The organism is Mesorhizobium sp. M6A.T.Ce.TU.002.03.1.1 (assembly GCF_003997275.1).
In the GTDB taxonomy this organism is placed as follows: Bacteria; Pseudomonadota; Alphaproteobacteria; order Rhizobiales; family Rhizobiaceae; genus Mesorhizobium; species Mesorhizobium mediterraneum.
On the sequence record NZ_RZTI01000146.1, the window covers coordinates 1 to 14,442 of the forward strand.

Annotated in this window: 12 protein-coding genes and 2 pseudogenes; 10 read left to right on the plus strand and 4 right to left on the minus strand. The window is 63.0% G+C overall.

Annotated elements, in window-relative coordinates:
• The 7 genes and pseudogenes from EOC93_RS28615 to EOC93_RS28645 all read left to right on the plus strand — a co-directional run.
• Positions 1-440, plus strand: a pseudogene (locus EOC93_RS28615) (glutamine synthetase); the annotation flags it as partial.
• An 85-nt stretch (positions 441-525) separates the two neighbouring features.
• Positions 526-1,914 carry an aldehyde dehydrogenase family protein gene (locus tag EOC93_RS28620; RefSeq protein ID WP_127206283.1) on the plus strand — a complete coding sequence of 463 codons (1,389 nt, stop codon included), beginning with the start codon at positions 526-528 and terminating at the stop codon, positions 1,912-1,914.
• A 17-nt stretch (positions 1,915-1,931) separates the two neighbouring features.
• Complete coding sequence (locus EOC93_RS28625; protein WP_127206284.1) at positions 1,932-3,104, plus strand: iron-containing alcohol dehydrogenase; 1,173 nt, start codon at positions 1,932-1,934, stop codon at positions 3,102-3,104.
• A 244-nt stretch (positions 3,105-3,348) separates the two neighbouring features.
• Positions 3,349-4,455: an ABC transporter substrate-binding protein gene (locus tag EOC93_RS28630; protein ID WP_095484038.1), complete on the plus strand. Its 1,107-nt coding sequence runs from the start codon at positions 3,349-3,351 to the stop codon at positions 4,453-4,455.
• Between the two features lie 164 nt (positions 4,456-4,619).
• The gene (locus EOC93_RS28635; protein ID WP_095484039.1) at positions 4,620-5,609 is read left to right on the plus strand and encodes an ABC transporter permease subunit; all 990 of its coding nucleotides are present in this window, start codon (positions 4,620-4,622) and stop codon (positions 5,607-5,609) included.
• A complete protein-coding gene (locus EOC93_RS28640; RefSeq protein WP_095484040.1) occupies positions 5,606-6,397 on the plus strand; it encodes an ABC transporter permease in 792 nt (263 codons plus the stop codon). The genes EOC93_RS28635 and EOC93_RS28640 overlap by 4 nt, the downstream gene beginning before the upstream one ends.
• Before the next feature lie 26 nt (positions 6,398-6,423).
• On the plus strand, positions 6,424-7,488 hold the full coding sequence (locus EOC93_RS28645; protein WP_126105102.1) for an ABC transporter ATP-binding protein: 1,065 nt from the start codon (positions 6,424-6,426) through the stop codon (positions 7,486-7,488).
• A gap of 223 nt (positions 7,489-7,711) precedes the next feature.
• On the opposite strand, the pseudogene EOC93_RS28650 reads toward EOC93_RS28645, so the two are convergent.
• Positions 7,712-8,337: pseudogene (locus EOC93_RS28650) on the minus strand (glutathione S-transferase family protein).
• 123 nt (positions 8,338-8,460) lie between these two features.
• On the opposite strand from EOC93_RS28650, the gene EOC93_RS28655 reads away from it, so the two are divergent.
• The 3 genes from EOC93_RS28655 (at position 8,461) to EOC93_RS28665 (ending at position 11,876) form a co-directional block, all read left to right on the plus strand.
• Positions 8,461-10,011, plus strand: a complete 1,551-nt coding sequence (locus EOC93_RS28655; protein WP_127206285.1) for a cation:proton antiporter — start codon at positions 8,461-8,463, stop codon at positions 10,009-10,011.
• Positions 10,012-10,108: 97 nt separating this feature from the next.
• Positions 10,109-11,023, plus strand: coding sequence for an endonuclease/exonuclease/phosphatase family protein (locus tag EOC93_RS28660; protein ID WP_127206286.1), 915 nt, complete (start codon positions 10,109-10,111; stop codon positions 11,021-11,023).
• A gap of 7 nt (positions 11,024-11,030) precedes the next feature.
• Positions 11,031-11,876, plus strand: coding sequence for an EamA family transporter (locus EOC93_RS28665; RefSeq protein WP_127206287.1), 846 nt, complete (start codon positions 11,031-11,033; stop codon positions 11,874-11,876).
• Between the two features lies 1 nt (position 11,877).
• Here EOC93_RS28665 and EOC93_RS28670 read toward each other — a convergent pair whose 3' ends face one another.
• From EOC93_RS28670 to EOC93_RS28680, 3 genes are all read right to left on the minus strand, one after another.
• Positions 11,878-12,192: a Dabb family protein gene (locus tag EOC93_RS28670; RefSeq protein ID WP_127206288.1), complete on the minus strand. Its 315-nt coding sequence runs from the start codon at positions 12,190-12,192 to the stop codon at positions 11,878-11,880.
• 10 nt (positions 12,193-12,202) lie between these two features.
• On the minus strand, positions 12,203-13,831 hold the full coding sequence (locus EOC93_RS28675) for a GMC family oxidoreductase N-terminal domain-containing protein (RefSeq protein ID WP_127206289.1): 1,629 nt from the start codon (positions 13,829-13,831) through the stop codon (positions 12,203-12,205).
• 12 nt (positions 13,832-13,843) lie between these two features.
• On the minus strand, positions 13,844-14,442 hold a 599-nt coding region (locus EOC93_RS28680), incomplete at its 5' end, for a 3-ketoacyl-ACP reductase (protein WP_127206290.1).

Below are 14,442 nucleotides of genomic sequence, written 5' to 3' on the forward strand. Positions count from 1 at the left end.
ACATCAATTCCTACAAGCGTTTCCAGGCCGGCACCTTCGCGCCGACCAAGATCATGTGGAGCGAGGACAACCGCACCGCCGGCTTCCGCCTGTGCGGCGAGGGCACCAAGGGCATCCGCATGGAATGCCGCATCGGCGGTGCCGATCTGAACCCTTATCTCGCCTTCGCCGCGCTGATCGCGGCCGGCCTTGCCGGCATCGACGAAAAGCTCGAATTGCAAAAACCCTTCGTCGGCGACGCCTATCAGGCCTCGCAGCTGCCGGAAATTCCGAAGACCTTGCGCGATGCCACCGAGACGCTGGCGAAATCGGAGATGCTGAAGCAGGCGTTCGGCGACGGCGTGCTCGAGCATTACGTCCATACGGCACGCTGGGAGCAGTTCGAATACGACCGCCGGATCACGGATTGGGAACTGCACAGGGGGTTCGAGCGGTACTAAACTATGCCAGCGCTGCCGTTCAGCCTTTGGTGCGGAGGCGGGTAGCTCAAAACCGAGATTGTCATAAGCTGCGAGGACTCAAGGAATGACCGAAACGGTCAAAATAAAATCCCCCGTCGATGGCTCGCTCTATGCCGAGCGACCGATCGCCACGGATCAGGCGATCAATGCCGCGGTCGAGCGTGCCAAGGCAGCGCAAGAGAAATGGGCTGAGACCCCGGTCGTCGAGCGCGGCAAATATATGCTTGCCATGCTGGAAGCGTTGGTCGCCATGACCGACGAGATCGTGCCGGAAATCGCCTGGCAGATGGGCCGTCCGGTGCGTTATGGCGGCGAGTTCGGCGGCGTCAGGGAACGCACCAACTACATGGTCGAGATCGCCGAAGCGGCACTGAAGCCGGTGATGGCCTCCAATCCCAAGGACGGGTTTCGCCGCTATGTGAAGAAGGTGCCGCTCGGCGTGGTCATGGTGATCGCGCCGTGGAACTATCCCTATCTCACCGCCGTCAACACCATCGTGCCGGCGCTGATGGCCGGCAGCGCCGTGATCCTCAAGCACGCGGCGCAGACGCTATTGGTCGGCGAACGCTTTCAGCAGGCTTTCGACAAGGCCGGCCTGCCAAAGGGCCTGTTCCAGAACCTCGTCATGAACCACGCCCAGACTGAAAGACTGCTCGGCTCGGGCAAGATCGACCATGTCAATTTCACCGGCTCGGTTGCTGGTGGCCGCGCCATCGAAAAGGCTGCGGCAGGCACCTTCATGACGCTCGGCCTCGAGCTCGGCGGCAAGGACCCGGCCTATGTCCTGGCCGATGCCAAGATGGACCATGCCGTGGCCAACCTGGTCGACGGCGCCTTCTACAATTCCGGCCAGTGCTGCTGCGGCATCGAGCGCGTCTATGTTCACGAGAAGGTCTATGACGAGTTCGTCGAAGGCTTCATCGCCGAAACCAAGAACTACGTCGTCGGCAACCCGCTAGACCAGGCGACGACGATGGGGCCGATGGCACAGGCGCGCTTTGCCGACCTGATCCGCGAGCAGAAGGCAGAGGCGCTGCGCAAGGGTGCCAAGGCGCTCATCAACATGAAGGTTGCTAACGACGACCCAGGCTCGCCCTATCTGGCGCCGGAAGTGCTGACCGAGGTCGATCATCAAATGAGCGTCATGCGCGAGGAAAGCTTTGGGCCGATCGTCGGCATCATGAAGGTGCGCAACGATGAGGAGGCGATCGCACTGATGAACGACAGCCCCTACGGGCTGACGGCCTCGATCTGGACGCGCGACACCGAGCATGCGGCGGCGATCGGCGACCGCGTCGAGACCGGCACCGTGTTCATGAACCGCTGCGACTATCTCGATCCGGCGCTGGTCTGGACCGGCGTCAAGGACACCGGCAAGGGCGCGGCCCTGTCGGCCATCGGCTACGACAATCTGACGAGGCCGAAATCATATCACCTGCGTGAAACCATCTGATTTTCTGAAAGTCAAAAATGACAAAACTCATTTCCAAATGGAACTACCCGACAACCGTTCGCTTCGGCGCGGGGCGCATCAAGGAATTGCCTGACGTGCTTGATGCGACCGGCATCAAGCGGCCGCTTTTCGTCACCGATCCGGGGCTGGCCAAACTTCCGGTCGTCGCTTCGACATTGAAGATCCTCGACGACGCCAAGGTTCCCTATGGCGTGTTTTCCGAGGTCAAGCCGAACCCGGTGGATTCGAACCTGACCGCCGGCATTGCCGTGTTCAAGAAAGGCAAACATGACGGCGTCATCGCCTTCGGCGGCGGCTCGGCGCTCGATCTCGGCAAGCTGATCGCCTTTCAGGCCGGCCAGACGCGGCCGGTATGGGATTTCGAGGATATCGGCGACTGGTGGACGCGCGCTAATTCCGACGCGATCGCACCGATCATCGCCGTGCCAACGACGGCCGGCACCGGCTCGGAAGTCGGCCGCGCAGGCGTCATCACCAATGAGGCGACCCACACCAAGAAGGTCATCTTCCATCCGAAACTTTTGCCGGCGATCGTTATCGCCGATCCGGAATTGTCAGTCGGCATGCCGGGCTTCATCACCGCCGGAACCGGCATGGACGCGCTCGCCCACTGCCTCGAGGCCTATTGCGCGCCCGGCTATCATCCGATGGCCGATGGCATCGCTGTCGAAGGCGTGCGGCTCGTGTTCGAAAACCTGCCGAAAGCCTATGCCAACGGCAAGGACCTCGTCGCCCGCGCCCATATGATGAGCGCGGCCGCCATGGGTGCTGCCGCCTTCCAGAAGGGGCTGGGCGCCATCCACTCGCTGTCGCATCCGATCGGCGCGCTCTACGACACCCATCACGGCATGACCAACGCTGTGTTCATGCCTTATGTGCTGGCCTTCAACCGCGACGCCATCGAGGTGCGCATCGCCCGGCTCGCCGCCTATTGCGGCATCAAGGGTGGCTTCGACGGTTTCGCCAAGGCGGTCATCAAGCTGCGCAAGGAGCTGAAGGTGCCGCACGCGCTGCCGGGCCTGATCAAGGGGCTCGACATGGACAAGAAGCGCAAGGGCCTGATCGCCGACATGGCAGTGGTCGATCCGACCGCCGGCGGCAACCCGGTCAAGCTGACCAGGAAAGCGGCTCTGACGCTGCTTGAAAACGCCATTGCCGGCACCGTCTGAGACGGCTTTCACGCCGAAAATTGATCTGGGAATTGAGGGCAAAGAAAAGGGGAGAAGGATGAAAGGAAAGACCGAAATTAATTAGCCGGAAAAATAATCGCGGGGCGATTGCTACAGCCGGTTAAAAAGAGTTTACTTTTTCGTACTGCGGGGCATCGCTTTCACAAAGCTTTCATCTGGCTGTCACACGAAAACGATACCGCATCGCAGGCGTCCAACGGCGTCAGTTCAACGGAGAGAACACATGTTCAAATTCACGGGAAAAGTGCTTTCCCTTACGGCCGTCGCCCTGATGGCGACCTCTGCCATCTCGTCGGCTCAGTCCATGGATGAACTGGTTGCCGCTGCCAAGGCGGAAGGCCAGCTCACCACAATCGCCCTGCCGCATGACTGGTGCGGCTATGGCGCCGTGATCGCCGGCTTCAAGGCGAAATATCCCGAAATCACCGTCAACGAGCTTAACCCCGATGCCGGCTCCGGCGACGAGATCGAGGCGATCAAGGCCAACAAGGACAATAAGGGCCCGCAGGCGCCCGACGTCATCGACGTCGGCCTATCCTTCGGCCCCACCGCCAAAGCCGACGGCCTGCTGATGCCCTACAAGGTGTCGACCTGGGACTCGATCCCCGACAGCGCCAAGGATGCCGAAGGCTACTGGACCGGCGACTATTACGGCGTGCTGGCGATGATGGTGAACAAGGATCTGGTCAAGGAAGTGCCGGCCGATTGGGCCGATCTCCTGAAGCCGGAATATGCCAACGCCGTCGCGCTCGCCGGCGATCCACGCGCCTCGAACCAAGCCATCCAGGCGGTCTACGCCGCCGGCCTTTCGAGCGGCGCCGCGGCCGGTGAAGCCGCAGGTACTGCCGGCCTCGAGTTCTTCAAGAAGCTCAACGCCGCCGGCAATTTCGTGCCGGTCATCGGCAAGCCGGCGACGCTTGCACAGGGTCAGACACCGATCCTGATCAACTGGGACTACAATGCGCTTGCCGGCCGCGACACGCTGAAAGGCAATCCGCCGGTCGACGTCGTCGTGCCGAAGACCGGTGTCGTCGCCGGTGTCTACGTGCAGGCGATCAGCGCCTACGCGCCGCATCCGAACGCTGCCAAGCTCTGGCTGGAATATCTCTATTCCGACGAAGGCCAGATTGGCTGGCTGAAGGGCTACTGCCACCCGATCCGCTTCAACGATCTCGCCAAGAACGGCAAGATCCCGGAGGACGTGCTGGCCAAGCTGCCGCCGGCCGCATCTTATGAGGCCGCAGTGTTCCCGACGCTCGACGAGCAGGGCAAGGCCAAGGAAGCCATCACCAAGAACTGGGACGCCGTCGTCGGCGCCAACGTTCAGTAAGGTTGAAAACCGCCGGGCGGCTTCACTGCCGCCCGGCATTCCACTAGAGCGACGTGCGTCCACTTGGACGCACAAAGTACGCTCTAGAACTCAAATTTTCGCATCGTGCTTTCCGAAAATCGAGTTCGATTTTCGGGCCGATGCGATAAGACGGTAGCCGGCGCATGACCGATCTCTCGCTTTCCGATCACGCGATTGCCGGGAAGACGGCGCCGCCCAGCGAGGCGCGCGCGTTTCGGCTGCCGACGCAATGGCTGGGCGTGGCGCCGTTCTTCATCTTCGCCATCATGTTCCTGGTCCTGCCCACGCTCTATCTGGTGCTGGGCGCGTTCCAGAACGATGCCGGCGCATTCACCTTCGACAACATCGTCGGTATCTTCGACCCACCCAATTTGTCGAACTACATGCAGTGCCAATATGATTCCTGGATTTCCTGGGTCGACGGAAACTGCAAGCTGCCCAGCATCCTTGCCGCCTACTGGATCTCGATCAAGATCAGCCTTGCTTCGTCGCTCATCGGCGCATTTGCCGGTCTGGCCATTGCCATTGCCATCGTGCGCGGCGGCCTGCCGAACTGGATACGGTCGGCGACGCTGACCTTTTCCGGCGTGGCTTCGAATTTCGCCGGCGTGCCGTTGGCCTTCGCCTTCCTCGCCACGCTCGGCCGGCTCGGCCTCGCGACGGTGATCCTGAACACCGTGTTCGGCTTCAACATCTACGCCCACGGCTTCAACATCCTGTCGTTCTGGGGCCTGACGTTGACCTATGTCTATTTCCAGATCCCACTGATGGTGGTCATCATCACACCGGCGATCGACGGGCTGAAGAAGGAATGGGGCGAGGCGGCCGCCACACTTGGCGCCACCACTGCGCAATACTGGCGCATGGTCGTCATCCCGGTGATCTGGCCGAGTTTTCTCGGCACCGTCATCCTGCTGTTTGCCAATGCCTTCGGCGCCATCGCCACCGCCTATGCGCTGACCGGCTCATCGCTCAACATCATTCCCATCGTGCTCTACGCGCAGATTCGCGGCGACGTGCTGCACAACCCGCATCTCGGCTATGCCATTGCCTTTGGCATGATCGTCATCACCGGCCTCGCCAACGTCTTCTACATCTGGTTCCGGACGCGCAGCGAAAGGTGGCTCAAATGAAGAGCGGACGTTTCTGGGCCTGGGTCGTCTTCGCGCTGGGCGCGGCCTATTTCTTCATTCCGCTGATTGCAACCGTGGAATTCTCGATGCGCATGCGGCGCGGCGTCTATTCCTTCGATGCCTACGAGGTCGTGCTTGGCGACCCCCGCTTCCAGGCGACTTTCGGCTATTCGGTGCTTGCCGCCGTCTTCACCATCATCCTCGGCGTGCTGATCGTCGTGCCCACCGCCTACTGGATCCGGCTGCGGCTGCCGCAACTGAGGCCGGTCGTCGAGTTCATCACGCTGCTGCCGCTGGTCATCCCGGCGATCGTCATCGTCTTCGGCTACATCAGAATGTACGGATCGAACTCGCCGCTGCCGTTCCTGGCGAGCGATACGGGCACCAACGCCTTGCTGGTCATCGGCTATGCGACGCTGGCGCTGCCCTATATGTACCGCGCCGTCGACACCGGGCTCCGCACCATCGACGTGCGCACGCTGACGGAGGCAGCGCAGATTCTCGGCGCCGGCTGGGGCACGATCATCACCCGCGTCATTCTGCCCAATGTGCTGATCGCGGTATTGTCGGGCGCCTTCCTTACCTTCGCCATCGTCCTCGGCGAATTCACCATGGCCAGCCTGCTCAATCGGCCGGCCTTCGGTCCCTACCTGCAGAACATCGGCGCCAATCGCGCCTATGAGCCGGCGGCACTTGCCATCATCGCCTTCGCCATTACCTGGGCGTGCATGTCGCTGATCCAGATCCTGTCGCGTTTTGCGCCGCGATCGGCGAACCGGCCAAACTGATCGAAATTACTGACGGAAAAAAAGCCATGGCCGAGCCGTTCCTCTCCATCCAGCATGTGCGAAAATCCTTCGGCCCCACCACCGTGGTCCAGGATTTCAACCTCGACGTCGAGCCGGGCGAATTCGTCTCCTTCCTCGGGCCATCGGGCTGCGGCAAGACGACAGTGCTGCGCATGGTCGCCGGCTTCGAGGAGCCGAGCGCCGGCAAGATCGTGGTGGCCGGCAAGGACATCACGCGGCTCAAGCCCAACCAGCGCAATGTCGGCATGGTGTTCCAGGCCTATGCGCTGTTTCCGAACCTGACGGTGGCGCAGAACATCGGCTTCGGACTGAAGGTCGCGGGCATGCCAAAGGCCGATGCTGACAGGCGCGTTGCCGAGATGCTCGACCTCATCAAGCTGCCGCAGATGGGCGATCGCTATCCCTATCAGCTCTCCGGTGGCCAGCAGCAGCGTATCGCGCTGGCGCGGGCGATCGCGCCGAAGCCGAAGCTCCTGCTGCTCGACGAGCCGTTGTCGGCGCTCGACGCCAAGGTGCGCGTGTCGCTGCGCGAGGAAATCCGCTCGATCCAGAAGAGGCTCGGCATCACGACGATCTTCGTCACGCACGACCAGGAAGAGGCACTGTCGATCTCCGATCGCATCGCAGTCATGTATGGCGGCAAGGCCGAGCAGGTCGGCACGCCGTTCGAGATCTACAACCGGCCGGCGACCAAGTTCGTCGCCAATTTCGTCGGCACGCTGAACGTGCTCGAAGGCACCGTCACCGATGCCGCTTCGGGCAAGGTGCGCGTCAACACGCAGGAGGTCGCGCTCAAGGGCAAGCTCAACGGTTCGAAAACCGGCGACAAGCTATCCCTAGCGCTGAGGCCCGAGGCGATTTCGCTCGGCCGCCATCCCGGCCGCGATTCCAGCCTTTCGGGCGAGATCGCGGAAGTGCATTTCCTCGGCTCGGTCATCCGGGTTCGCGTCGGCATCGGCGGCAGCACGGTGTCGCTCGACACGTTCAACAGCCCGGCCGCCCCGCCGCCCGCCGTCGGTGAGAAGGCCGAGATTTCCTTCTCGTCGGGCGACATGCTGGTGCTGCACTAGAGCGCTTTGGTGGAACCAAAACCGCGCTCCAGGTCTTGTTTGACGCATTTTGTCGGACGCCAAGCGAAGACGTTTGGCTGCAAAATGCTCTAAAGCGCGTCGCGTTGAAACGGATTCAATCGACGCGCTTTAAGCCTTTGTTTTTATGCATGTCGTTATCCCAAAACCGCTGCGCACTTTTGGGCGACATGCACTAACAGCGGCAGTATCCCGGAAGTCGAAGTCAGGCCGGCGGGAAGAACGGCTGGCTCACCGTCCTGAAGACCGGCAGCGCTTCCAGCCGCGCGGCATGGGCGGCGAGCGCCGGAAACGCGGTGAGCGAAGCTAGGCCGGGATGTGCCTCGCCAAGGAAGCGAAGCGCGGCGGCAACCGCGATGTCGGCATGGCCGATCCGATCGCCGAACCAGTAGGTTTCAGGCCTTGTGCTGCGATCGGCTTCCAGTACAGCCATCACGCCTTCTATCTGCTTGCGGCAGCGCTCGACCCAGAGGTCGGAGATCGGCTCGTGCAGCAGCCTCTCGTAGAACAGGCTGACCGCCTTGTCGCCCAGCCCGGTTGCCAAAGCGGCTATCTTCAGCGCTTGGCGGCGCGCCGGCTCGTCGGTCGGAAACATCCTGTGCTCGGCCGCTACGAGGCTGTCCAGATGGTCCAGCATGGCGTGGCTCTCGATCAGCACCTCGCCATTGTCCAGCACCAGGGTTGGCACGCGCGTCAGCGGATTGTAGGCCTGATCTTGTCCGCATCGCTGAAAGTCGACCAGGGACGATGTTCAAACGGCAGCTTGTACAGGGTCAGCGCTATGCCGACGCGACGAACGAAGGGCGAGTCATATTGGCCGATGAGGATCATGACCCAAGCTTATACGCAGACAACCGCCTCAACGCATACTGCCAAGTCAGAACACAACGGCCAATCACAGCAGCTCATGGTTTTACTACTGCCAATAATTCCGCTTCGCCGCTACGATGAGGCATGGCGCTTTTCGAGCTGACCCTTGTTCTCCTGCTGATCGCCGTCGCGCTGACGGCATTGTCGCGGCGTCTCCAGGTCCCCTATCCCTCTTTGCTGGCCTTGGCAGGCGTAGGTATCGCCTTCCTGCCGTTTGCGCCGAGCATCGAGATCGATCCCGAATTGGCGCTCGCCTTGTTCATCGCGCCGGTGCTCCTCGACGCTGCCTACGACACGTCGCTGCGCGATCTCAATCGCTACAGGCTGCCGCTTGTCTTGCTGGCGCTTGGCGCCGTTGTTTTCACGACTGCGGCCGTGGCGCTCGTCGGATGGACAATGGCAGGCCTGCCGATCGCTGCAGCCATTGCCCTCGGCGCGATCGTGGCGCCGCCCGATGCCGTCGCGGCGTCGGCGGTGCTTGGACAGTTCAAGGTGCCGCACCGCGTCACCGCGATCCTGCAAGGCGAAAGCCTGCTCAACGACGCCACGGCACTTCTGATCTACCGCATGGCGGTTTCCGCAGCTGCCGGCTCTATCCTGCTGAGCAGCGCGGTTCCGATGGTCTTGCTGTCGACGGTCGGCAGCCTAGCCGCTGGTTATGTGCTCGGCCGATTGTTTCTCGGCACCCTCAGTCGCATCAGCGATCCGGCAAGTGGCACGGTGGTGCAATTTGCCGGAACATTCGGCGTCTGGATCCTGGCCGATAGGGTCGGGCTCTCCGCTATCATTACGATCGTCGTCTATGCCATGACCATCGCGCGCACCGCGCCGCGCCGCATGCCGGCCAGGAATCGCGTCAGCTCCTACTCGGTCTGGGAGACGGCGGTCTTCGTGCTCAACGTGCTGGCCTTCGTCCTGATGGGACTTCAGGCGCGATCGATCGTCGGCCGGCTTGCCGAGCAGGGGCAGGTCGAAGCGTTCGTCTTCGCCGCAGCCGTGCTGGCAGTCGTCATCGTCTCGCGTCTCGTCTGGGTGCTGGGATGCGGCGCGATCATGAGGTGGCTTGCCAGCTTCGGTGACGCGGATCGGCAGGCCGAAGCCCCGTCGTTTCGCGGCGGCGTGCTGATCGGCTGGTGCGGCATGCGTGGTCTGGTCACCCTTGCGGCAGCGTTTGCCTTGCCGGCCGACTTTCCCGGCCGCGACCCGATCGTGCTCGCCGCCTTCTCGGTCGTCCTCGGCACATTGGTGCTGCAAGGCATGAGCCTGAAGCCGCTGCTGCGCTTGCTTCGTCTCGATCCGGACGAAACTGTCGACCGCGAGGTCGCGCAGGCACGCGTCGCCATCATGCAGGCCGCACTGGACGCGTTGAGCGGCAAGACATCGAATGCGGCGGCCGCGGTCCGCGAGCAATTTACCGCGCAGCGCGTGATCGCCGAAAATCCTGACGATGCCCAGGCTGCAACCGAGTACGACAGGTTGCGCCTCTATGCCATCAAGAGCCAGCGTGACGCGTTGGAACAGCTGCGTATCGATGGGACGATCGGCGACGAAGCCTATCATCGCCTGGAGGAGGAAATCGACTGGTCGGAACTGGCCGCTTCTCCGCCAGGACGTTTCCAGCCGCTGACGACTTAGCCGCGCGCTATCTGGCCCAAGCTCTCTCCATCCGGCTGCACATTGCAACCAATCCGCCAAACCGCTACTGCCATCACGAAATTGAGCCGGTTAAGCAATGAAGCTGGTCAGCTACAACATCCAATACGGTTTCGGCAGCGACGGCCGCTACGATCTCGCGCGCTGCGCCAAGGTTGTCGCTGGCGCCGACATCATCGCCTTGCAGGAAGTGGAACGGCACTGGCTGCGCAGCAACGAGGACGACCAGCCGGAAATCCTTTCTCGGCTGCTGCCCGAATACCATTGGGTCTATGGCCCGGCCTTCGACATGGACGCCAGCGAGCGGCGTGAAGGCCGGATCGTCAACCGGCGGCGGCAATTCGGCACCATGGTGCTGTCGAAGCTGCCGATCGTCTGGTCGCGCCTGCATACGCTGCCGCTGCGCCGCACCGTGCGTCCGCTCAACACCCGCAATGCAGCGCTTGAATGCATGATCCGCACCCCTGCCGGACCGGTGCGGGTGCTGTCGCTGCATCTCGCGCATATCGCGGCCGAGGAGCGGCTGGAGCAGATCGACTATCTGCTCGCCGAGCATCGCCGGGCGCCGTCCGACGGCGGCCCGTGGAGTGGCGCCGACGACGAACCCGTGCGCAACTGGAGCAATGGCGAGCCGCAGCCGGAAAACCCGCTGGCAGCGATCTGGATGGGCGATTTCAACATGGAGCCGGGCAGCGCCGAGTACCGGCGCATCGTCGGCAGCACGCCGTACCATCGCGGTGCCGCCTATCTCGACGGTTTTGTCGATGCCGCCGCCGTCGCCAGCGAACCTGCGGGGGACTTCCACACCCATGTGAAGACCATCGATGGCAGGCTGACAAAGCGACGGCTCGACCATAGTTTCGTCGGCGGCATGTTTGCCGGCCGCGTGCGCTCGGTCAGCGCCGATATCGGCGAAATCGCCTCCGACCACTTTCCGCTGCGGGTCGACATCGACCTGGAAACGCCGTTCGCGACAGGGACCGGAGGCGCATGAGCCACCGATGACCTTGTTCGTCTTCTTCGCGGTGCTTGCCGCCGCCGCCATGCACGCGATATGGAACGCGCTGGTCAAGGTCCATCTCGACCGCTTTCTGTCGATCACGCTGATGACGCTCGGCATGGGCGCCGTGGCGCTTCTGGCGCTGCCTTTCGTCGAGGTGCCGAAATCGGAAGTGTGGCCGTACATCATCGCCTCGGTGATCTTCCACATGGGCTACAGGACGTTCCTGATTGGCGCCTACAAGGCCGGCGATTTCGCCCAGACCTATCCGCTGGCGCGTGGCACGGCGCCGCTGCTGGCCGCACTTGGCGGCATGGTGGTCGTCGCCGAGGTGCCGGCGCCGCTCGCCATTCTCGGCATCGTCCTGCTGTCGGCGGGCACGCTGGTGCTGTCGTTTCGCGGTGGCGCGCATCTAGAGAGATTGAACCTGCGCGCGGTCGGCTTTGCGCTGGGCACCTCGATCTTCATCGCCAGCTATACGCTGTCCGACGGCAGCGGCGCGCGGCTCGCCGCCACCGCCTCGAGCTATGCGGCATGGCTGTTCGTCTGCGATGCGCTCTGGGCGCTGGTGCTGTGCCTGATCTTTCGCGGGCCAAAGGCGCTGCCGGTGCTGGCGCGCGACTGGAAGGCGGGCGTGTACACCGGTGTGCTCAGCGGCGGCGCCTACTGGATCGTGATGTGGGCGATGACCAAGGCGCCGATCGCCTCGGTCGCGGCGCTGCGCGAAACGTCCATCCTGTTCGCCATGATGATTTCGGTGTTTGCGCTCGGCGAGAAGATGACGGGATGGCGGGGTGCTGCCGTGCTCAGCATTGTTGCCGGTGTCGTCGCGCTGAGGCTTGGGTAAGCTAAGCGCCTATCTCCAGATCGAACACCATCAGCCCGTCGGTGCCGCCTTCGAGTGCAGCGACCAGCCGGGCGCCGGCTCGGCTGTGATCGTCATGCATTAGATAGGCATCGCGCGCGGCGGCATCGCGAAAATCGATGGTGAAGCCGTGCGTGAAGCCACGCGCGAACGGTTCTGGGCTGACATTGGCGCTGAATTCGACCTTGCCGATGCCTTCGATCACCCGCCGCAGCGCTTCGAGATTGGCATGGATTGCCGCGCGCTCGGTGGCGTCGGCGTTGTTGCGGAATCGAGCGAAAACACAGTGTCTGATCATTCCTGGGATCTCATGCCGCTTGGTTGGTCGAAAACACGGCCGGCGGCAGCGGCTCGCGGCCAAGGATCAGATCGGCGCCTTTTTCGCCGACCATGATGGTCGGGGCATTGGTGTTGGAGGAGGGGATGCGCGGCATCACCGAGGCATCGCAGACGCGCAAGCCCTCGATGCCGCGCAGCTTGAGATCGGGCGTCACCACGCTCATCGCGTCGTGGCCCATGCGGCAGGTCCCCACGGGGTGGTGGTCGGTCTTGGAACTGCGGCAGGCATAGTCGAACAGCTCGTCGTCGCTGGTGAGCGTCGGTCCCGGCAGCACCTCGCGCAGCACGTAGGAAGCAAGCGCCTTCTGCCGCATGATCTCGCGCGCCAGCCTGAGTCCCTTGATCGACATGTCGCGGTCGTAAGGGTCGGACCAGTAATTCGGATCGATCAGCGGGTGGTCAGCCGGGTCGGCGCTGTTCAGCCGCACCGTGCCGCGCGAATGTGGGCGCAGGAACGCAGAGTTCAGCGTCACGCCCGGATTTTTCAGCTTCTCGACACCGGCCTCGATACCGGAGCCGAGGCCGAGATGCAGCTGAATATCGGGCGAGGCGGCGGTCGGGTCGGCGTACCAGAAGCCGCCGGTCTCGAACAGACTAGATGCCACCGGCCCCTTCTTCAGCAGCAGGTACTGCAGGCCGGCCCACACCGTCCGGTGCAGCTTGGCGTAGTTGTCGTAAGTGTGGTCGCCGGTGCATTCGGCAATGACGAACAGGTCGAGATGGTCCTGCAGGTTGGAGCCGACGCCGGGCAGATCGTGCACCGGCGTCACGCCGACCGACTTCAAATGGTCGGCCGGGCCGATGCCCGACTGCATCAGAAGCTTCGGCGAGCCGATGGCGCCGGACGAGACGATCACTTCGCGCTCGGCGCGCAGGATTTTCTTCTCGCCGCCCGGCCTGTCGACGGTCTCGACGCCGATGGCGCGGCCCTTGTCGACGACGATGCGCGTCACCAGCACATCTGTCCTGACGGTCAGGTTCTTGCGTTCCCGGATCGGCCGGAGATAGGCGACCGAGGCAGAGGAGCGTCTCGCGTTTCTCTGCGTCAATTGGTAATAGCCGACGCCCTCCTGGGTTACCCCGTTGAAGTCCGGATTGAAGGGAATGCCCATCTCCTGTCCGGCGCGGAAATAAGCCTCGCAGATCGGCAGCGGCGCAATCGGGTTCGAGACGCCGAGCGGGCCTTGGTCGCCGTGAAAATCGTTGGCGTAGCGCTGGTTGTTCTCGGCCCGCTTGAAATAGGGCAGCACGTCGCGATAGCCCCAACCGGCAAGGCCCTCTTCCTTCTCCCAGGCGTCGTAATCGCGGGCATTGCCGCGCGTGTAGATCTGGGCGTTGATGGAGGAGCCGCCGCCGATCACCTTGGCCTGCGTGTATCGGAAGACGCGGTCCTTCATGTGCTTCTGCGGCACGGTCGACCAGCCCCAGGCGGCGATGCCCTTGGTCATCTTGGCGAAACCCGCCGGCATATGGATCAGCGGATGCCAGTCCTTGCCGCCGGCCTCGAGCAGCAGCACTGAATTCGATGGCTCTTCGCTCAGCCGGTTGGCGAGGACGCAGCCGGCCGGGCCGGCGCCGACGATGATATAGTCGGTCATGACGTCACCTGCTCACAGCCTCGGCACCGACAGCGCGCCGTCGACATTGACGATCGAGCCGGTCGAAAAGCCAAGCTTGCCGCCGGCGAGTGCCGCCACAATGGCGCCGACATCGGCGGCTTCGCCCCAGCGCTTCGCCGGCACCAACCCGCTGTCGATCAGCGCGTCGTATTTGGCGGTTACCCCGGCGGTCATGTCGGTGCGGATGATGCCCGGCCGCACCTCGAAGACGCCGACATTTTCGGCGGCGAGCCGCAGTGCCAGGGTCTTCACCCACATCGAAAGCCCAGCTTTGGAGATGCAGTAGTCGCCGCGCTCGGGCGAGGCCATTTCGGCGCTGACCGAGGTGATGGTGATGATCGATTTTGGGTGATCACCCGGCGCCGCAAGCATCGCCTTGGCAACGGCTTGGCTGAGGAAGACGGTGCCGCGCAGATTAATGCTGAGGATCCGGTCGAAATTCTCCGGTTTCAATTCCAGCAGGTCGCCGCGTTCGACCGCGCCGATGCCGGCATTGTTGACCAGGCAGTCGATGCGGCCGAAGGCGCTTATCGCGGCATCGACCAGCGCCGCGTGGTTTTCGGGATCGGCGATTTCGCCACAATGGTAGG